We start from the raw sequence: 19,214 nt of genomic DNA, 5'->3' as shown, positions 1-19,214 counted from the left end.
AATTCCTAATTCTTCATGCGATTCACGATTCGCTCAGAAACCACCGGCTTTTGTTCTTCAACAACGATGAATGCTGCATGCTTTGTAAAGGGCTGTGTCAGGGCTACCATGGCCGGGTCTTGGATGATGTGAAATTTCCAAGGCTGCGAGTTGCATGCGGATGGTGCCAGCCCCGCGGTTTCCACACATGTTTTCAGCAGCGCTGAATCAATCGCACGCTCTGTAAAGCTGCGGCAGCTGTATCTTGCGGTAATCGCTTCCTGTAGTTCCATAAAGTGTCTCCTATTTCCAATCGAATGGATGAATTTCTCTGTAATTGCGAAAGAAACAGGCTATGATTGATTCATATATGTATATCGTTTTTCCTGTATTCTAACTCTTCAGATTTAGCATATAGTGGAATTCAACATTTGTCAATATATAGTTTACATCAACGATACTAACAAAAGGAGTCACTGCCGTGCCCTCTTGCGATTCCAGATTACCTGTTAAGCTATTTCTTTACAGAATCGATCTGTCATTCTTCTTTCATACCGTTTTAAGAACGCGGATTATGCTGCGCTATCCTTCTTTTTATCCAGCTGCACCTCCTGAATCTCTTCAAAGCGCTTCACAATCTTTCCAGCTGTAATCTGCAGCTGCCGCATATCCTGATAGGTTCGCTCAAAATCACTGCCGACTGTCTGATAACGCTTATGAAACCGCTCAAACTCGACCTGCAGATGCTTCAGCTCCTGCTGAATCTGTTCCACATGCTCATTGCGCTGTACGCCCAGATAGATTGCACGTATTGCGGTCAGATATGCCATCAGTGTCGTCGGTGAGACCATATACACCTTTTCTTCATAAGAGTAACGCACGACCTCATCACAGCTCGCATAAATATAGGAAAACACTGCTTCGGCAGGCAGAAACATGCAGGCAAATTCCGCTGTTTCCTGCGGCAGTATATACTTGGAAGCGATGGCGCGGATATGCCTTTTCACATCCTGTACAAACTGAGCATGTGCTCTGGCCTTTTCCTGCGCCGTATCCGCTGACATCAGACGGTTATAATTTTCCAGCGGAAATTTGGAATCAATACAAATCATACGCAGCGGTTCACTGGCGAACAGAACAGCATCCGCAATCGTTCCGTTGCTCAGCTTATACTGCTTCTGATAACGATGCTCATCCGTCCCCATCGCCGTTTCCAAAAGACTGTACAATTCTATTTCACCAAAGATGCCTCTGGTCTTTTTATCATTTAACACATTCTGCAGCTGCAGGATGGATGCAGAGACCTCCCTGATGCTCTGCTGACTTTCATCCAGCCTTCCCATCTGCTGCAGCACCTTGCCGAAAACCTGTGTTGTCGTCTGATAGCCATGGTGCAGATTCTCATTCAGCGTAAGCTCCAGATGGCTCATCCGCTGTTCGACGTTTTCATGCAGAGACTGCAAATCGGTTTTCATCAGCTGGGAAATCTGCGTCTGCAGCATCATCAGCTGATTGTTGAATTGCTGCTGCATGGCTGCCATATCCTCTCGCTGTGCGTTCAGCTCCCGCAGCACTCGTTCACTGTCTGCTGATTTTGCCGGCCGCTGCTGCAGAAACAGAAAGATAAACAGCAGTACAACACACAGAATTAAAAATATCAACACATATAGTTCCATAATGATCTCTGCTACTCAAAACATGGACAAATATATCCATACCGAGATGTTGAAAGTTCTTGTGAACCTTTCTTACTGCTTCACCGTATATGCTTTTGTACTGGATACATCCAGATACTACTCACAAGTTCTTGTATACTCCACAGTCGTAAATTCCCGACGAAAGCCATCGGTACATGCCTACAAGTCCCTGGTTATGCTACTTTGTAGGATATAGCATCTCTTAAATTAAGACTTGCATGATAATCTCTGTTTGCATGACAGCCACATTCACACACGTATTCTCTGTCAGAAAGTTTTAAGTCCTTCTTGATACAACCACATTCATGACAAAGCTTACTGGATGCATACCATCTATCTACAATTCTTAATTCAATCCCTTATTCTCTGCATTTTGCTCCCAGTTTCGCTCTAAATTCATAGAACTTCTGCGAAGCAACTGCTTTGGAAAGATGCCTGTTCTTCATCATGCCAGATATGTTCAAATCTTCAATAGTGATATAAGACGGCTTGGTCTTCACCATCTCATTAACACTTTTATTTATATAATCCGTACGGATATTCTCTATCCTATGATGAAATCCTTGTACCTTTACTACTTGCTCTCGGATATTTTATCGAGTAGCTTTTCCTCCTTCATTTTTATTGCGCTTCTTTAAGCTTTCGTATTTCCTCGAAAGGCAACGCTGTCCTCGTTTTAACTGTTTCTCTACCTTCTTTAATTTTGCAGTTTTATTGATGTTCTTCTTTACAATACCATTGCTGATAACAGCAAAGTCCTTGACACCAAGGTCAATTCCTAATCCGATATCTTTTAACTGTGGACATACCTGTTCCGGTTGTTCAACGAAAACTGACACATACTATCGTCCAGCCTTACATGAAACAGCGCCGCTCTTGATAATGTAAATACTAGAGTCCGTAGGGATATATCCCTTTTCTTTTCATCTTACCCATCCAAGCGTCGGTATTTTCATACGATGTCTTTTGCATGGTATGGTTACTTTAGAATCTGTTTTCACAAACTACATCTTACCATCCGATTTGCCTTTTTTCTTGAATTTGGGAAACCCGGATTGTCCTTTGTAGAATCTCCTGAATTCCCTTTCGAAGTTCATAATACTTTGCTTTACAGATTTTGAACTGACTTCTTTTATCCATACATACTCAGGATTTTCTTTTAAATAGATGTTGTTTAACCATTTTGAGAAGTCCATGCCGGATATGAATTTCTTCTCTTTTTCATAAACTTCTTTATTACGGGCCAGATTAAAGTTATATACAAAGCGGCAAGTACCAATCGTTTTATTGATTTTCTGTATTTGTTCCAGAGTTGGGTTGATTTCCGTTTTGTAACTCTTTAGCAATTTCCTTGTTTTCCTTTATCTGTTTCTTGTATTACCTTAATCCATACAATCTACAACTGAACACATGTAAGATAAATATGATATCCTGCACCAATTCTTCGTTTGGCGAAAGAGATTCATTATTTACAACAATGATTCTAGTATTGAATTTTTGGCAGAGCTTTTCAAACCAATCATAGCCAAAGCGTATAAATCTGTCTTTACTGGAAATTTTATTCTCCATAACTTCTTATACTTCCTTTTGCGTTGCAAAACTGCCTTAAAAAATCAATCTGGTTTTTTAAATCGTCTTTCTGGTTTCCTGTAGACACTCTCGCATATATAACAATATCTCTTATATCATTGTATGTATGTATTTCTTTAAATTGTAAATATTGGTCATGAGTGTAATACCTACGATTTGTTGGAGTGCGATTTGCCTTTCATATCCCCTCCCTATCCCAGCGTTGTAATGTTTTAACAGAAACACCTAATAATTCTGCAAAATCTTTTGGTTTATAATTTGCGGTATTTGATTTGTTCATAATAAGACACCTTTCTCACAAACACATTTTCTATGTTTTTATAATCTTATAATCTCTCCTTGCGGATATCATTATACCATATATATACCTCAGGAATTCAGAAAAGACAAATAGCGTTCACACAGACGCATGCTTCTGCGAATACAGCGGATATCGACTGATAAAGACAATTTACTTTCATCATGAAACTGTACCACACAGCCCTTTTCCAGACGGTGCACCTCATCTACTGCACGGTAATTGATCCAGATACAATCGGGATTGCGCATTGCTTTTGTCGGAAATAATACATCCCGGTAAATCTCTGATAACAGAATCGGCACCTTCTGATGAATATCCAGATTGCGTGCAGCTGCTGCTCTTCTCCCCTCAAAGGTGGAGCCATGACGCATACACAGTCTTTGTAATATGACAAGTACAGGCTCCTGCAGTCGTGCCTGCTGCTGATTCTCCTGCACCATTAAGCAGCTTCTCTCATCAATTCTTTGCAAATAATAAACCATTTCCCCGCCTCCCAAAAAGCATTCACCTAATCGTTATATCACAGGAATCGGAAAATGCACAAAAAGTAATCAAATACGAGAGAATTTCCTGCATAAAAAAAGGAACAGATTTACTCCGTTCCCATATGACCTCTTCTAGCAGCAGCCTCCGTCGCATCCGCCGCCACAGCCTGAGCATCCGCTTTCCTGCGCTGCCATCTGCTGTTCATAAACCAGGGTATCAATCACAATGCATTCGATTTCTACCTTAACATCCTTTGGCAGACGTGCTACCTGCACACAGCTTCTTGCCGGATATGGTTCCTCCAGATAGCTGCCGTATACCTCGTTCAGCTTATCAAAGTCATTCAGATCGCTGACAAAGATCGTCGTCTTAACGATGTGCTTGTAATCAAGCCCCATGTCCGCAAGAACAGCCTTGATGTTCTTCATGACCTGGTGAGTCTGCTCTTCGATTGTCGTTCCTTCTACCTCTCCTGTTTCCGGGTTTAAGGGAATCTGCCCGCTCAGGTAAACAAAGTCTCCCAGCTTCACTGCCGGAGAATAAGGCCCCAGCGCCTTTGGTGCGTTTGCAGGCTTTACTGCTTTCAAAAATACGTTCATAGTATTCCTCCTAGTCTAAATCGTCATCCATTTGTGACAAGATCTGCATTTCGATTCTGGCTGCCATACCATCCTTGGTATCCAGAACCTTGATTTCAAAGTTTTCAAATTCTATTTCACGGCCTTTGCGGACCTTGCGATGGTTATTCAGTTCAAAGATCCAGGCGGCGAAGGTTCTCGCCTTTGTTTTCGGCGCATCCTGATCTTCTACATATGTATCGAAGAAATCAACGAGCGACACATTCCCGTCAATCGTAAAGGTATGGTGTCCGATTTCCACGACGTGATTGGGAAGAGGATCATATTCATCATAGATCTCTCCTACCAGCTCTTCCAATACATCCTCCAGCGTGACAATTCCGACAAACACATGGGAAGTCAAAGATTCCTCAACAATCGCCATATGCTCCCTCGATTTCTGAATATCCTCCAGAACCGCAGGCAGCTTCTTTCGCTGTGTAACGAATACCGGCTCCTGCATCATCTCAGAAATGACGATTTCCTTATCCTCCAGAAGAGCATCCAGTACATCGCGCACGCGCAGAATACCGACAACCTCGGTTGTCTGATAGGAAATCACCGGAAGCCGGGACAGCTTGTGATCATGAAGAACCTGCTTCATCTGCTCATAGGTGGCATTGTCATACAGAAAAACAACCTGATCCTTGGGTACCATGATATCGCGTACATTCTTATCATCAAACTCAATGACGCTTTCAATCAGCTCGCGCTCCTCCTGCTCCAGAACTCCCTCCTGTTCAATCGTTGAAACGATCTCCAGAAGCTCATCCTCCGTTGCCGTAACGTTTTCAATTTCCATTTTCTTTTCCCAGTGCGCTTCGATCGATTCCACAACAAAGGAAATCGGGCGAAACAGCAGCACCATGATGGAAAGCGGCTTTGCCATAAACAAAGCTACGGATTCCGCTTTTGCTTTCGCAACAATTTTCGGCGTAATTTCTCCAAATGTCAGAATCAGAACCGTCATGATTCCTGTGGCAACTGCTACACCGGCACTCCCGAACATCTGTGTAAACAGCTCTGTCGCAATGGAGGTTGCCAGAATATTCACCACGTTGTTTCCAATCAATATTGTTGTAATTGCAGCCGTAAAGTTTTTGGAAATGCTGTACGCTGTACGGGCACGCTTATCTCCGTTTTTCGCCATTTGCTTCAAACGTATCATATTCACAGAGGAATATGCCGTTTCTGTTGACGAAAACAGTGCACTGAAAGCTACCAGTATAAGTAAAACGATGAGAAGACATATTTGCGATCCATCCAAGAATTACCACTCCCTACCGTATGTCCGTTTAGAAAAAGATGGTTAAAGGCTCTTCACCATAGACATTATTATAAACGAAAATCGGAAAATTTCAATGGAAACGACTATATTCTTCTTCAATCTTCACCCAACTCATCACATTTTCCTTGCAATGCCCTCATAATCCATATACACCGGTGCAGAAAGGTAGATTTTGTTGTTGGACCAGCGCAGAAGGCTTTTTCCGCCGCGGGATACGCCTACAGCTATTTTGTGCAGGAGATCGTCATGATATGCCTTGCGATAGACCGGAATCAGTGTTTCTGAGCCCTCCGGCGTACTGAAATGCATAGCATCCTGTATTTCGTAGGCTTCAGGCATGCGGTACGTATCATGCTCCCGGATTTCAAGAGTCACCAGGTTGCGGAAGCATTTCATGCGGCATTCCCGCTCCTGCAACCGGATATTGCAGGTATCCTTCTCAAACTGCTTCATATACCAGAACCCCAGACAGCATACCGCCTCCAAACTGCATAAATTTGCAGTATTTGCATCCTCCACAATCTGAAAGCGGATATCCTCCCTTACAATACTCCCCGCAAAGCTTTGATGCTCCTGCTGCATCTGTTCACTGCACAGTGTAACATCCCGCATGTGCTCTCTTCGCACACTCACCAGCAGATAATTCCTGTCATTCATTTTTAATTTCCAGAATTTCACAGTATCCCTCCTATGTATAAATATGCGATTGGTGTTCACAATAATGTCAGGAGGTAAGAAAAAATGAAAAAAGAAAAAACAAGCAAAAAGACACGTTTCGTTGCAGCTCGTCGTAACAGTGATGGTACATTAAGCGAGTTCAAGGACAACAATGGAAAGACTTACGACTACGAACAGGCTTTAGAGGCTGTTGAACAGGGTATGATCGAAAACGCTCTTCCATTCACAGGACGTGACGGAGCTCGTCACATTCGTGGAATTAACGATGGAGACGAATCCACAAACCTGCGTAACCTGAAAGAGTTCTAAGAAACGCGTACAAAAGAAGAACATGTGCTGCCATCGGCAATCGCACATGTTCTTTTTTTATTTTCTGATATAAGCAGCAGTGGATGCGCATGGGCTGTCTGCCGTTTTCTTGCGCATATCACTTCACTGATAAAATTCCTGTCATTATTTACGAATACGGTAATAGACACATGTATGCAGATGGCCGCGATAGTCCACCTCTGCTGTTTTCTGTATCCGTTTCATACCGCACTTTTCCATAACGCGGCAGCTTGCAGTATTTTCCTGAAAGGCCCCTGCGCAGATTTCATGATAGCCTTTTTCAAACAGATCTGCTAGTACTGCCTGTAACATCTCTGTGGCATAGCCGTGATTATGATGTGCCGGATGGATCACATACCCCAGCTCAATGCAGCTTTTTTCTGCCTCCACAGTATTGACAAACCCGATGAGCTGATCACCAAGATAGATTCCACGCTCATAACGCGCTTCCTCATATGACCATTCCTTGAATTGATGAAACAGGCGCTCTGCCATGGATTTTGTTGCAAAATCCGGAATCATAAAGGTTTTCTTAATTTCTTCATTGCACAGCAGATTCACCATGCCGGTACAGTCTGCTTCCTGAAAGGGCTGTATGCTCAGCCGTTTTGTCTTTATCATAAGCTGCCTCCAGTTTCTTGTTCTTCCAATTCTTCTACCCGTATCTGCAATGCCAGATAATAGGATTTCAGCTGCCTGCGTGTATAATAGAATAGAAAGCATAATAGCACCCCGCCAAGAACACACAAAATTCCGCCGATACAGCGGATATAGACGACTGCCTGTGCCAGCGATGTGCTGGAAAGTCCCTGCCAGGTACAGAAAAAGATACCACCTGCCGCAAGCAGTGCGGCACTCAGCACAACGGTCGTACTCCGCTTTTTCTCTACAGCCGGGAAGACGAGCAGAAACAGCAGTGCCGTTACCACCTCAAATGGACGCAGCTCCTTCAGCAGAACTGTGATCGCCTTTGTAAAAGAAAAGGATGCAAGGGAAATCGTATCCAGAATAATACGTGATACATAGGTCTGTGAAATCAGCGGCTCCTTCAGCAACGCGAATACTGAGGGATAATCAGATAGCTGCAGCAGGCGAAGGCCGAGAAACAGATAGGGCAGCACGAGCAGTATGCATGAGGATAAGGCAATTAAATACAATAAATGCCGGCGCTTTGCCCGTGTATCGACGAATTGATCGAGCCATTCAATCATGTTGTCAGCCAATCCTCTCCCTTAATAACCTCAACACCGGAAAGACCCGGATAATCCAGCTGCCGCAAAGCCTCATAGAGGATGATTGCCGCGCAGTTGCTGAGGTTTAAGGAACGCGCATTGGCCACCATGGGAAGGCGCATACAGTGCTCCAGCTGCCGGGAAAGAATCGTCTTGGGAATTCCTGTACTCTCTTTGCCCAGAATAAAATAGATATCGCCCTCACATTTGGTAAAGTCAAACTGCGAAGGTGCTTTTTTGCCGTATCTCGTCATATAATAATAATTATCACTGGGATTTTGCTGAGTGAATTCCTCCCAGCTTTTATAGATTGTATACTCCAGCTCCTTCACATAATCCATACCCGCTCTTTTCAGATGCTGTTCATCCAGTGAAAAGCCCAGCGGCTGTATCAGATGCAGACGGGTGCCGGTTGCCATACAGGTCCGCATCATGTTACCGGTGTTCTGCGGGATTTCCGGTTCATATAGTACAAGGTGCAGCATATCATTTCTCCTTTTCCATAAAGGCTACCAGCTTTGCCAGCGCACGCCCGCGATGGGAAACACGGTTTTTCTGTTCCTCACTCACATTTGCCAGTGTGGTTCCATAAGGCGGATAATAGAAAATAGGGTCATAGCCAAAGCCCTTTGCGCCTTCCATATGGTCTGCCACAATGCCCTCTACGACTCCGGTAAAGACATGCTCACTGCCATCTGCCTGCACATAGGCGATCGCACAGATAAACTGACAGCCCTTATCCTCGGCATGCCTGCATTGATCGATCAGATATTGATTTTTCACATCATAGGAGGTATCCCTGCCCATAAAGCGTGCGGAATAGATACCCGGTGCGCCATCCAGCGCATTGACAGCAAGACCGCTGTCATCCGCAATCACCTCGATTCCCAGACGCTCATGAATTGCCTTTGCCTTAATCAGGGCATTTTCTTCAAAGGTTGTCCCTGTTTCTTCAATCTCGATATCCTCCTTTAGATCGAGCAATGTCTTCACGGTATATCCAAGCGGCCTGAGCATTCCTTCAAATTCCTGCGCCTTATGCGCATTGGCGCTTGCAAGCATGATTTCTTTCATCGTGTCATCTCCTTGATTTCTGTTATTTTCTCATTGATAAACCACTGTCTCGGATATTGCTGGTGACGATTGTACAGCACCAGCTGATAGCCTGCTTCCCCGCAATAGCCGATATCCGCCACACCATAGCGAAACAGCGTATCCTGATTGGCAATCCCCTGCTTCAGGGCAAAGGAAAGCAGCTCCTTTTTTTTCTCCAGCGTTACCCATGGCCGTGTGAAGCGATGCGGCTTCTGTTTAAAATTACGGTAATACTGCATCAGCAGGATGGCATCCACCAGACGTTCATCCTGTGTATTCAGTAACGGATAAAAGCAGCGAAACAGCTCATAGGGCTGATAGGGACGAGGCAGCTTTTCATACTCCTGTCCCAGATCCATAAATAATGCAAATGCACTCTCATACCAGTGCAGCTTCAGGATTGCGGTAATCACACTGCGACAGGCTGCGCTGTTCCAGAATTTTTCAACCGCCTCTGCACACGCATGAATCCGCTGCATCTCCTCTTCCTTCAGCCACGCACTGGCCCGAACATCATAGGGGGCATTTTCCTGAAACACGAAGTGATAGCTTTCCCGCTGACTTCGCAGCTTGGTTCCCTTCAGCAGCTTGAGAATACCAAGCTGCAGCTCACTGGCCTGCAGGGAAAACAGAGTATCAAAGGAGACCTGAAACAAATTCAGATCCTCATAGGGCAGACCGGCAATCAAATCCACATGCATGACAGCACCGCTTGCCTTCAGTCGCTGAATGACCTCTATGAGACGTTCGTTATTCTGGGTGCGTCCAACCGCGTGCAGCGTCCTGGTGTGAAAGGACTGCACGCCGATTTCAAAGCGGAAGCGACCGGGAACAGCCTCCTCACAGAAAAACTGCAGCAGCTCCTCACTCAGTGTTTCCGCAACGATTTCAAATTGGAAAATCTGATGAGTACAGTATTCATTCATATAGCGTGCAATCTGCAAAGCGCGCTTGGGATCTGCATTGAAGGTGCGATCCAGCAGCTTCACCTGCGTTACTCTGCTGTCCTTCAGCTTGTGCAGTATCCTCATGATATACTCCATGGAAAACATGCGGACAGCTCGATCGGCGGAGGACAGGCAGTAGGTGCAGCCGTATGGACAGCCTCTGCTTGTCTCCAGATAAAAATACTGCCTGTCCATCCCCGCCTCATCCATTTCCATGAAATACGGTGCTTCAAAGCGCTCCAGCCATGCAAGGTCAGTTTTGCGATATTCCGTATTGGGATACTGCTTTGTGTAAATACCTGAAACCGGATACGCTTTTGCTTCCTCCAGCATGGTGATGTATTCCCATACACTCTGTTCCCCTTCTCCGATACTGATGGCATCCACACCCTCATCCAGCAGATCATAGGACTCGTAGCTGACCTCCGGACCACCAACCAGTATATGCAGATTGCTGTTTTGCTGCTTCAGCAAAACAATGACCCTTCGGATCAGCTGAATATTCCATATATAGCAGCTGAAGCATACCACCTCCGGCTGTACGGATAAAATATCCTGTGCGATCCACTCCTCCTGCTCTTTTATCGTATATTCCCTTATCGTGACGCATTCCTTATGCGGAGCTGTCGTATACAGCCAGCGCAAAGCAAGATTCTTATGTATATATTTAGCATTGCATGTCGTCAGCAGAACTTTTTTCACTTCTTCACCTTCTCGCTATTTATTCTAACAAATTTTACTTAAATATGCTATGATTAAACAGGTGATATGAATGAAAGCAATGGATTTTCTGGATACACTGTTTTTCGATCCGGATATTACGATACGTGATATGCATAAAGGGCTGACCAATCAGAACTTCCTTCTGGAAATGAATCAGGAAACATATGTCCTGCGCATTCCCCGCGCAGACAGCGAGCATATTGTGAACCGGCATCACGAAACGATGGCTCTGGAGGCTGTACGGGACGCGGATATCGATGTGGAAACGATTTATTATGATGAAGCAAGCGGCTATAAGGTTACACGGTATCTGCCGGATGCCAGAACCTACAGGGAATGCGAAGACCCCTGCAAGCTGGAGCGGACAGCTGCCCTTATGAAACGGTTCCATTCGCTGCAGAAGCGTGTGGATGCCGATTTTGAACCGATTCGTCGACTGCAGGGCTATCGCAACCGCCTCCGACAGCCGCTGTACGATCTGACCCCGTATGAGGATGCCATACAGGCAGTTTATCATTTAAACAATCCCCGCACCCTCTGTCATAACGACTGGGTGGATGGGAATATCCTGTTCACAAAGGATAAGACCTATCTGATTGATTATGAATATGCAGCTAACAACGATCCGCTGTTTGATGTGATGTCCTTTCTGAGTGAGAACCAGATAGAGGATCCGGCCCTGCGGGAGCGCTTCTATGCCGTGTATTTCAACGAAATGAATGCTACCGTGCGCAGGCAGCTTGATATCTGGGAGAATTTCCAGAATCTGTTATGGTGCTGCTGGGCGATGATGATGTGGGAAAGCCGCCATGAGAGCGTATACCGCGCAATTGCCCGTGATAAATACGAGGCCTTAAAAAGAAAAAATCCGAACACCTGATACCGCTGTGCCAAAGCTTCTCAACGTATGCTGTGATATGTTGTTTCGCATACGTTGAAGCTGGCTGATGCTGCCGCAGGTGAGCGGATTTTTTTATGCTGCATCCTTTTTCCGGAAGATCCAGCGTGTTGCAACATACAGGAGTCCGCAGGATATTCCCAACGTCAGAATACCATTCAGATAGGTATAGGATGTGTAGCCGCTGAGAATGTCCACGGGATTGAAATAGGTGAACGGAAGCCATGCATACCATGTCTCGGTATTGGCCGGCTGTGCAATTCCCATGCCAAGCAGCAGAATGGCAAGCGTCAGAACCAGTGATGTCATCTTGTTTCTGCAAATGGCATTAAACAGCATATTCAGCAGCATGCAGAAGAGGATGACAAGCAGCGCCATCAGGACACACCAGCCTGTGAACTGCCACATCGGCAAAAAATCAAATTTGGAATTCGGACTCTGTGCCTGATAAGGAATGGAAAAATACCGCGTAATTCCAAGCGTATATGTCATTGCATTATTTTCTTCTGTTTCCGCCAGGGTGTTCTCCATCTGTTCCAAAGAGGTCAATCCCTGCACATTGGACAACACCGGTGCCTGCATACGCTCATAGTGATCAAAGATGCCGAAGCACAGGGAAAGCAGCAGAAGCGGTATAAAGAATATGGCACACAGCGCCGCAAGATTGGTGCGTATTTTCTGGTGCAGATAACGAATGCGTTTGCATGGCTGTGACAGCAGTGTTTTGATAACACCGCTGTCCCGATCCTCATGAATGGAGTCAAAGCACAGAAGCGTGATCAATATAACCGGCAGTATCGGAAACAGGGAGCGCATGAACTGAACGATCAGCGTAGCGCTGTCCGTTGTGGAATAGGTCAAAGTGGCGATCCCCTGCTTTTCCAGCTGATCATAAAACCGGGCGGTAAACTGATAATACGGAAACATCTGAGTTTCATCATTGTCCATGTAGCTGTTCGCCCAGTCCTCTGATATTTCACGATCGGAAAATTCCGGAAGCTTTCGTTCCCTGCGCAATGCCTCCAGCGTATCCTCCTTCGTTACATATTCACGATAATACAAATCGAAGTTCCGTGTAGCATACAGAGCGGAAACACGTCTTGCATGCAGCAGATTCACTTCGGCATAATTTTTATTCACAGCCCTCCAGTCCTTATTCTGGATGGCTGATTTTAAGCGCTCACTCTTCTGTGTCAGGGTTTTGAAATACGCGGCATTGTCATCCGTCATCAGCATGAACAGCTGATGCTTCACTTTGTTCTCCGCCTCCAGTGCATCAGCGTAGAGCGCTCTGTGCTCGGTTGCTGCCTTCTCATTCAAATCCACTGCGCTCAGCACACCGCACAGCAGGACACAGACCATGGCAATCCACAACTTTCTCTTACGCAGCAGTTTTTTTATTTCCAGCATCATCGCATACCTCCTTCCAGGTCGGATCGGTTAATCACGTGTATGGTCCCGACAAATAAAAGCGGCAGCCACAGCGCACACATCATCATACACAGGGTACTGTTCGCTGCATATTCCTGTGCAGCAATTTCCAGCGGATGCAGATAGAAAAACGGAATCCAGGAAAACAGAGGGGACGAATTTCCAAAGATACGCATCATGAAATATATCACAAGCAAAAGGGAGCCGATACACAGCAGCGTATTGGACACCGTCTTCTGCCAAGATGCCAGCCATGCTGCCGCACAATATAGCACAAAACCACAAGCATGGAAAGCGGCACCGCTTTGATCATTAAGGATGACCAGGTACTCACCTCATACGAGCGAACGATGTATGGGTATTGCATGCTTCCCAGTCCATGCTGCAGAAGGGGCAGGATGGAAAACAGCAGCAGAGCAATCGTAAAGGAAAGCAGAATCACAAAGGATGCTGTCAGCAGTTTGGCAATCAGCAGAGTACCTCTGGAGATTGGCATACTGTATATGAGCTTATATGTCCCACTCTCAAAATCATGGCAAATCTGATCCGCCATTAATACGCCAACAACAAGCAGCAGCAACAGCATGGTATCCTGTTGAACTATCTGCATAAGAAAGTTTAACAGTGTCGGCTCATAGGGACTGGTATACGGCTTCATATCATGATTGAGGAAATACGCATAATAGGTATGATCACGGTGCAGCGTATCCTTTGTTATCCCCAGCTCCTTCACCATGTCCATGGATAAACCAAGCTCCTGCAGCTTCTGATAACCCAGTGCACGCTCCTTTGCATAGCGAACGGTATCATGCCAGTCAAAATATTCAGGAGATTGCTGCATATTGGTCCAGGAGGATGTCGCGTATTGGATATCACACCTCAAATACGCCTCCTCTCGCTGCTTCGGGGCTTCCTCCTCTTTCGGTGTACGCTGCAGATTGAACAGCAGTGTCTGACATTGATTATCTGCGACAGGATTTTCATAATGCAGCTGCATGACCAGTGCATCCCCATATGCCCTTTCCTTCTTTAAAGCAATTGCATATACTGCCGCAAAGAAACATAGAAATGCGAGAACGGATACCAGAAACCGCTTTGCTTTCCAGCTTTTCCGTATTTCCGCATACAGCAGAGCCCTCATGCAGTCCCCCTGTCCTGCCGGTATACGCAGAATCGCCGCTTCATGAGCGGACACCACCTTCCAAATCCCGTTTTTCTATGATAAAGATATGCAGCAGGAAAAACATAAGGCTGCCGGCAATGCAGAGAATTGTACACGGAAGCAAGTCCAACGTGAAATCATGCGCAGCGATTTCCATCGGATATATGTAGAAGAACGGTATCCAGGAAAACAGCGGTATGGAATATCCGGATATACGGATGAGGAAGTAAATGAGGATCAGCAGGGAGCCGATACAAAGCATGGTGTTGGATATCGTTTTCTGCCAGGAGGCCAGCAGCGCGGCCACAGTCATATAAAAGAGAATTACAAGAAGGGAGAACGGCAGGATCCGCTGCAGCAGCCATGTCCATGATACGACATCATAGGTATGTACAATGTACGGATATGCACTGCTTCCCATTCCATAGGCCGACAGCGGCACAACGGAAAATACAGCGAGTGCAGCCGGAAGGGTTAACAGAATTACAGCTGCAGCGGCGGATACCTTTGCGATAATAAGCTTTTTTCTGGAAATCGGCTGACTGTATATGGCTTTATAGGTGCCGCTGTCATAGTCATGACAAATCTGATCTGCCATTAACAGTGATACAACAACAATGAGCAGCAGCATCGTATCATGCTGAAACATCTGAAGGATGAAGTTTAAGAGATTGGGCTCATACGGTGTTGTGTATGGCGGTATATCCTGTGCTTCAAAATAACGGTAATACGCCCTGTCCGTTTCCAGGGTTTTCCTTGTGATTCCATAGCCCTTCAGCTCATCGTGGTAGTAACCGCGATCCATCAGCGCAAGAAGGGTTTCGGCACGCCCTATGGCATAGGCATTTGTATTATGCCAGTCGAAATATTCCGGTGCCTGTCGAAGATATGTCCAGCTGGATACATTATCCGTTACTTTGCACCAGCCGTATGCTTCCTCACGCTGACCCGGTTTTTCTTTCTCAACAGGCGTATTCTGCAAGGTGTACATCAAATCTCCACACCTTGTACTTACGATTGCATTCTGGTAGTGCAGCTGCATGATGAGATCATCCTCATATGCCTTCCCCTTTTGCAGACAGTTTACATACACAACCGAGAAAAAGCAGAGAAAGGCCGCAAAAGCCACGAGAACCCGTTTTCCCCTCCAGCTTTTCCTTAATTCTGCCAGAATGATTTTTTTCATGAACCATCACCATATACTTCCCGGTAAACAGACTCGATATCCACATTTTCCTTAACGATATCCATGATATCAATATGCAGACGCAGCAGCTCTTGCAGATAGGCATTCATCCCCTTTTCATTACGAAAATGCGCCTTTATCCCCTGATCAACCCGCTCAAGCTGTGCATCCTCCATATGAATCGCTGCGGCTTCCGCCAAATCCTTTTCCTGCATGTAAAAGGTATATATATATGCATTGTGTATGGCAGACGGCGTTTCCACGATTTCTCCCTGATTGATACAGATGATCCGGTCCGCAACTTTTTCTATTTCACCCAGCTGATGTGAGGATATAAGAATTGACACATCCTCATCATCCGCCAGCTGCCGCAGCTCCTGACGCAGCTCCATGATACCTCTGGGATCGAGTCCGTTTGTCGGCTCATCCAAAATCAGAAATTTCGGATGCCCCAGCAGTGCAATTCCAAGACCCAGACGCTGCTTCATCCCCATGGAATACTGGCCTGCACGCTTATCAAGACTCTTATGCAGACGGGTGAAGGACGCAATTTCTTCTATCCGTTTCTGATCGACATGCTTCAGTCTTGCGAAATACTGCAGATTCTCATAGCCGCTCAGCGTCGGAAACAGCCCCGGTGCCTCAATCATCGCCGATACATACTGTAAAGCGAGCTCCCGCTCCTTTGCGAGATCATGTCCCTCGATAATGATCTGTCCGCTGGTTGGATATATCAATGACGCCATGCATTTCATTGTAGTTGATTTTCCTGCCCCGTTCGGTCCGATAAACCCTACGATCTCATGATCCTGAATCGAAAAGCTCACATTTTTCAAAACCTTATGCTTTCCGAAGGATTTGCACAGATTTCTCACTTCAGCCCTTATCATATGTTCACTCCCTAACTTTTATAAAGCCATTGTAAATGGTTACAAAGGAAATTGCAATAGTATCTCTTTTTTTCAGAAAAAAAGCTGATATCTGAATATCAGCTAACGTACGCTTTCTCCTTCAAAAATCGAGAAGGCAGCCGTCTGTTCCTTAACAGCAGTTTTTTCAATCAATGCATTCATATGCGCTGCGATATCCCTGGCATATGCTGTATAATCATATGCGAGTGCATGAAGAGCAGGTGACATCACGCGGCAAATCTCATGTCCGCCAAAGCTGATTACCGATGCATTCTGCGGAATCGCGATATGATATTCCCTTGCGAATTTGGTTAGGGGAATCGCCATCTCATCACGTTCCAGTAAAAGAAGATCAATTTTCTCCGTAAAGATTTCTTTTATTTTCTCATAGATATCCGCATAGCTGCCAGTACAGAGAATCACCTTGAGATCGATGGGCTGCCGTTTTTCATGATAGCAGTTTCGGATTCCCTGCAGCCGCTGATCCGCGAGCATCTGATCAACCCCGAGATAACGGACAACCAGCTGCTGCTTTTTCAGCATATAGGCTCCCAGCACCTCTCCGGCCTGTACCTCATGCAAACAACAGCAGTTCTGCTGTTCTTTATCCTCGTTCAGGAACAGAACCGGAATCGAGGTCGTACGCATCTGCTTCTGAATAAACTCCACACTGGAACAGCCTTCGATGATGATGCCGTTCACATTTTGTACAATATAGGAGGTAAGATATTTTTCCTCCAGCTCCTCCATTCCATCGGTCACACAGATTGAGAATGTGATACCCTGCTCCTTCAGCACATCCTTCAATGCATGAATTATATTTCTTGTGCGGGGCAGCGCAATATCCTTAACCAGCACACCGAGCCGGTAATTTTTCTGTTTTACCCTGCCTGTGTGCTTCCCTTTTTCACTCTTTGTCTCCGCCGTTTTGTCATTTGCTTTATCTGTTTTACTTCCTCTGGCAACATAACCGGTTTCTTCAATGGCAGCACGTATCTTCTCTGCTATTTCCTCCCGTACATTTTCCTGTTTGAGATAGCGGGATACGGTTGCTTTGGAAACACCGGCAAGTTCAGCAACGTCCGCAATGGTAGCTTTTTTCATACTTCGAACATCCTTTCCATGAGTCATATAGCTTTATTTTACCTTATTTTCTATAAATTGGAAACCCTTTTTTCAGTAGCAGCCTCCAGAAGCTGTTCCAGCACGTGGGCCACCCCATGCGCTGCATTGCTCAATGTCTGATAGCCGGCGGCTTCCTTTATGATATCTTCGGCATTTGCCATTGCAAAACTGTAACGAAATTCCCGCATCATGGACAGATCATTCAGACTGTCACCGAATACCATCACCTCATCCGGATGCAGCCCCTGTTTTGCGCAGAGCTTTTTCAAAGCCAGACCCTTTTGCGCATCGCTTGCTGTTATTTCTATATTATCGGCCACAGAATTCGTTACCGATGTCTGTTTCATGCCGGAAAGCTGCATCCGCACTGATTGCAGCTGCTGTGCATCATCCCCAAAGGCTTCCAGCTTATAAATAATCGGCTCCTCCATCAGATATTGAAAGGGATCATCGATTTCTCTGTCATACCTTCCAAAGGAGGATGTTTCCATGAGCTCATGAATTTCTTTATCCCGCATCCCCTGCTTGCGCATATGCCGGATAAACATTGCTCTGCCCTGTTTCGGTGTACTGCTCACAATTCCTTCACCGGTATACATATGGTAGGGCAGCGTGCTTTCCTCCAGAATTCGCAATGCTGCCTCAGCGATTCCCGGCGTCAAGGGTGTATGAGACAGCCGTTTTCCATACGCATCTGTAATCAAGGCACCGTTCAGCAGCAGACAGTCACAGTGAATTCCTTCTTTTTTGAACATGGGCGCAACACTTTGATAATTTCGTCCTGTCGCCACCATAAAGTTGATACCTGCCTTATGAAGTCTTTGTATCGCCTGAATATTGCGCTGTGACAGCTGATGGTTTTCATCCAGCAGCGTGCCGTCCAGATCACATGCCACAAGTTTTATCATATAATACCCTCACTTTCACATACCTGTTTATTTTACCATGCATTCGACTTTCTTCACAATGAAAATCGTGCTAGAATAAAGAAAAGACAGGAGTTGATCGATATGCTGGAAACTGGCAGCAAGGCCATTGATTTTACATTACCGGATGAACATGGCAATCCGATTGCTTTACATGACTTCAAGGGAAAGAAGGTCGTTTTGTATTTTTATCCAAAGGATAATACACCGGGATGCACCAAACAGGCATGTGCATTCAAGGCAGCCTACGAGGAGTTTAAACGGGAGGATATCGTCGTAATCGGAATCAGCAAGGATTCCAGTGCTTCCCATATAAAATTTAAAGAGAAGTATGAGCTTCCCTTCCTTCTGTTGTCGGATACAGAACTGAGCGTTATTCAGGCCTACGATGTCTGGAAGGAGAAAAAGCTGTACGGGAAGACCTATATGGGAGTAACACGTTCCACGTATGTCATCGATGAGGAGGGAGTTATCATCAAAACCTTTGAGAAGGCCAGTCCCGCCAATAACGCTGCCGATATACTGCAGTATGTAAAGGATATCAGATAGACATCATTGTACACGCTTCTTTGAACACAGAAAAAAGCAGCTGTGTGCTGCGTATTCCTTAGG

At 45.5% G+C, this 19,214-nt stretch carries 21 protein-coding genes and 2 pseudogenes; 3 read left to right on the top strand and 20 right to left on the bottom strand.

The annotated features are described in order from the left end of the window. Positions 1 to 5: 5 nt before the first annotated feature. From ACESPQ_RS13395 to ACESPQ_RS13360, 8 genes and pseudogenes are all read right to left on the bottom strand, one after another. The gene (locus ACESPQ_RS13395) at positions 6 to 272 is read right to left on the bottom strand and encodes a nitroreductase family protein (RefSeq protein ID WP_373144475.1); all 267 of its coding nucleotides are present in this window, start codon (positions 270 to 272) and stop codon (positions 6 to 8) included. Positions 273 to 551: 279 nt separating this feature from the next. Further along, entirely contained in the window at positions 552 to 1,655 is a 1,104-nt protein-coding gene (locus tag ACESPQ_RS13390; RefSeq protein ID WP_002608696.1) for a DNA recombination protein RmuC, read from the bottom strand. Between the two features lie 194 nt (positions 1,656 to 1,849). Then, positions 1,850 to 3,022, bottom strand: a pseudogene (locus ACESPQ_RS13385) (RNA-guided endonuclease InsQ/TnpB family protein). Further along, positions 2,961 to 3,546: pseudogene (locus tag ACESPQ_RS13380) on the bottom strand (recombinase family protein). Before ACESPQ_RS13380 ends, ACESPQ_RS13385 begins: the two co-directional pseudogenes overlap by 62 nt. An 89-nt stretch (positions 3,547 to 3,635) precedes the next feature. Continuing rightward, complete coding sequence (locus ACESPQ_RS13375) at positions 3,636 to 4,049, bottom strand: competence protein ComK (RefSeq protein WP_002608693.1); 414 nt, start codon at positions 4,047 to 4,049, stop codon at positions 3,636 to 3,638. Between the two features lie 135 nt (positions 4,050 to 4,184). Then, positions 4,185 to 4,652: a RidA family protein gene (locus tag ACESPQ_RS13370; protein ID WP_002608692.1), complete on the bottom strand. Its 468-nt coding sequence runs from the start codon at positions 4,650 to 4,652 to the stop codon at positions 4,185 to 4,187. A gap of 10 nt (positions 4,653 to 4,662) precedes the next feature. Beyond that, the gene (locus tag ACESPQ_RS13365) at positions 4,663 to 5,937 is read right to left on the bottom strand and encodes a hemolysin family protein (protein WP_002608691.1); all 1,275 of its coding nucleotides are present in this window, start codon (positions 5,935 to 5,937) and stop codon (positions 4,663 to 4,665) included. Between the two features lie 135 nt (positions 5,938 to 6,072). Beyond that, positions 6,073 to 6,636, bottom strand: coding sequence for a hypothetical protein (locus ACESPQ_RS13360; protein ID WP_002608690.1), 564 nt, complete (start codon positions 6,634 to 6,636; stop codon positions 6,073 to 6,075). Between the two features lie 63 nt (positions 6,637 to 6,699). Here ACESPQ_RS13360 and ACESPQ_RS13355 point away from each other — a divergent pair, with 63 nt between their 5' ends. Next, positions 6,700 to 6,945 carry a DUF3892 domain-containing protein gene (locus tag ACESPQ_RS13355; protein WP_002608689.1) on the top strand — a complete coding sequence of 82 codons (246 nt, stop codon included), beginning with the start codon at positions 6,700 to 6,702 and terminating at the stop codon, positions 6,943 to 6,945. 144 nt (positions 6,946 to 7,089) lie between these two features. Here the strand turns inward: ACESPQ_RS13355 and ACESPQ_RS13350 are convergent, their stop codons facing one another. The 5 genes from ACESPQ_RS13350 to ACESPQ_RS13330 are packed head-to-tail and all read right to left on the bottom strand — an operon-like array spanning position 7,090 to position 10,942. Continuing rightward, entirely contained in the window at positions 7,090 to 7,587 is a 498-nt protein-coding gene (locus tag ACESPQ_RS13350; RefSeq protein WP_118002271.1) for a GNAT family N-acetyltransferase, read from the bottom strand. Beyond that, positions 7,584 to 8,177 carry a hypothetical protein gene (locus ACESPQ_RS13345; RefSeq protein ID WP_002608687.1) on the bottom strand — a complete coding sequence of 198 codons (594 nt, stop codon included), beginning with the start codon at positions 8,175 to 8,177 and terminating at the stop codon, positions 7,584 to 7,586. The genes ACESPQ_RS13350 and ACESPQ_RS13345 overlap by 4 nt, the downstream gene beginning before the upstream one ends. After that, on the bottom strand, positions 8,174 to 8,683 hold the full coding sequence (locus tag ACESPQ_RS13340; RefSeq protein WP_002608686.1) for a tRNA (cytidine(34)-2'-O)-methyltransferase: 510 nt from the start codon (positions 8,681 to 8,683) through the stop codon (positions 8,174 to 8,176). The genes ACESPQ_RS13345 and ACESPQ_RS13340 overlap by 4 nt, the downstream gene beginning before the upstream one ends. A gap of 1 nt (position 8,684) precedes the next feature. Beyond that, positions 8,685 to 9,272, bottom strand: a complete 588-nt coding sequence (gene rdgB, locus ACESPQ_RS13335) for an RdgB/HAM1 family non-canonical purine NTP pyrophosphatase (protein WP_373144474.1) — start codon at positions 9,270 to 9,272, stop codon at positions 8,685 to 8,687. Beyond that, on the bottom strand, positions 9,269 to 10,942 hold the full coding sequence (locus tag ACESPQ_RS13330; protein ID WP_002608684.1) for a B12-binding domain-containing radical SAM protein: 1,674 nt from the start codon (positions 10,940 to 10,942) through the stop codon (positions 9,269 to 9,271). Before ACESPQ_RS13330 ends, rdgB begins: the two co-directional genes overlap by 4 nt. A 70-nt stretch (positions 10,943 to 11,012) precedes the next feature. Here ACESPQ_RS13330 and ACESPQ_RS13325 point away from each other — a divergent pair, with 70 nt between their 5' ends. Continuing rightward, positions 11,013 to 11,843 carry a choline kinase family protein gene (locus tag ACESPQ_RS13325; RefSeq protein WP_118002272.1) on the top strand — a complete coding sequence of 277 codons (831 nt, stop codon included), beginning with the start codon at positions 11,013 to 11,015 and terminating at the stop codon, positions 11,841 to 11,843. Between the two features lie 93 nt (positions 11,844 to 11,936). Here the strand turns inward: ACESPQ_RS13325 and ACESPQ_RS13320 are convergent, their stop codons facing one another. From ACESPQ_RS13320 to ACESPQ_RS13290, 7 genes are all read right to left on the bottom strand, one after another. Then, positions 11,937 to 13,274 carry an ABC transporter permease subunit gene (locus tag ACESPQ_RS13320; protein ID WP_373144473.1) on the bottom strand — a complete coding sequence of 446 codons (1,338 nt, stop codon included), beginning with the start codon at positions 13,272 to 13,274 and terminating at the stop codon, positions 11,937 to 11,939. Then, positions 13,271 to 13,471 (bottom strand): hypothetical protein, encoded by a 201-nt coding sequence (locus ACESPQ_RS13315; RefSeq protein ID WP_035303530.1) that lies wholly within the window; start codon positions 13,469 to 13,471, stop codon positions 13,271 to 13,273. The genes ACESPQ_RS13320 and ACESPQ_RS13315 overlap by 4 nt, the downstream gene beginning before the upstream one ends. Before the next feature lie 8 nt (positions 13,472 to 13,479). Then, a complete protein-coding gene (locus ACESPQ_RS13310; RefSeq protein ID WP_257379119.1) occupies positions 13,480 to 14,487 on the bottom strand; it encodes an ABC transporter permease subunit in 1,008 nt (335 codons plus the stop codon). Continuing rightward, positions 14,474 to 15,640 (bottom strand): ABC transporter permease subunit, encoded by a 1,167-nt coding sequence (locus tag ACESPQ_RS13305; protein WP_373144472.1) that lies wholly within the window; start codon positions 15,638 to 15,640, stop codon positions 14,474 to 14,476. The genes ACESPQ_RS13310 and ACESPQ_RS13305 overlap by 14 nt, the downstream gene beginning before the upstream one ends. After that, positions 15,637 to 16,530 carry an ABC transporter ATP-binding protein gene (locus ACESPQ_RS13300; RefSeq protein WP_002608679.1) on the bottom strand — a complete coding sequence of 298 codons (894 nt, stop codon included), beginning with the start codon at positions 16,528 to 16,530 and terminating at the stop codon, positions 15,637 to 15,639. The genes ACESPQ_RS13305 and ACESPQ_RS13300 overlap by 4 nt, the downstream gene beginning before the upstream one ends. Positions 16,531 to 16,632: 102 nt before the next feature. Beyond that, positions 16,633 to 17,655: a LacI family DNA-binding transcriptional regulator gene (locus ACESPQ_RS13295; RefSeq protein WP_373144471.1), complete on the bottom strand. Its 1,023-nt coding sequence runs from the start codon at positions 17,653 to 17,655 to the stop codon at positions 16,633 to 16,635. Positions 17,656 to 17,705: 50 nt separating this feature from the next. Then, positions 17,706 to 18,584, bottom strand: coding sequence for a Cof-type HAD-IIB family hydrolase (locus ACESPQ_RS13290; protein WP_002608677.1), 879 nt, complete (start codon positions 18,582 to 18,584; stop codon positions 17,706 to 17,708). Between the two features lie 102 nt (positions 18,585 to 18,686). Between ACESPQ_RS13290 and bcp the strand changes: the two genes are divergently transcribed. Beyond that, entirely contained in the window at positions 18,687 to 19,151 is a 465-nt protein-coding gene (gene bcp / locus ACESPQ_RS13285; RefSeq protein WP_002608676.1) for a thioredoxin-dependent thiol peroxidase, read from the top strand. The last annotated feature ends 63 nt before the right edge of the window (positions 19,152 to 19,214 follow it).

Origin of the sequence: Clostridium sp. HGF2 (genome assembly GCF_964240115.1) — a bacterium.
Classification (GTDB): Bacteria; Bacillota_I; Bacilli_A; order Erysipelotrichales; family Erysipelotrichaceae; genus Clostridium_AQ; species Clostridium_AQ innocuum.
Note: the sequence above shows the minus strand (reverse complement) of the source record. Positions and strands in the feature narration are given on the sequence as shown.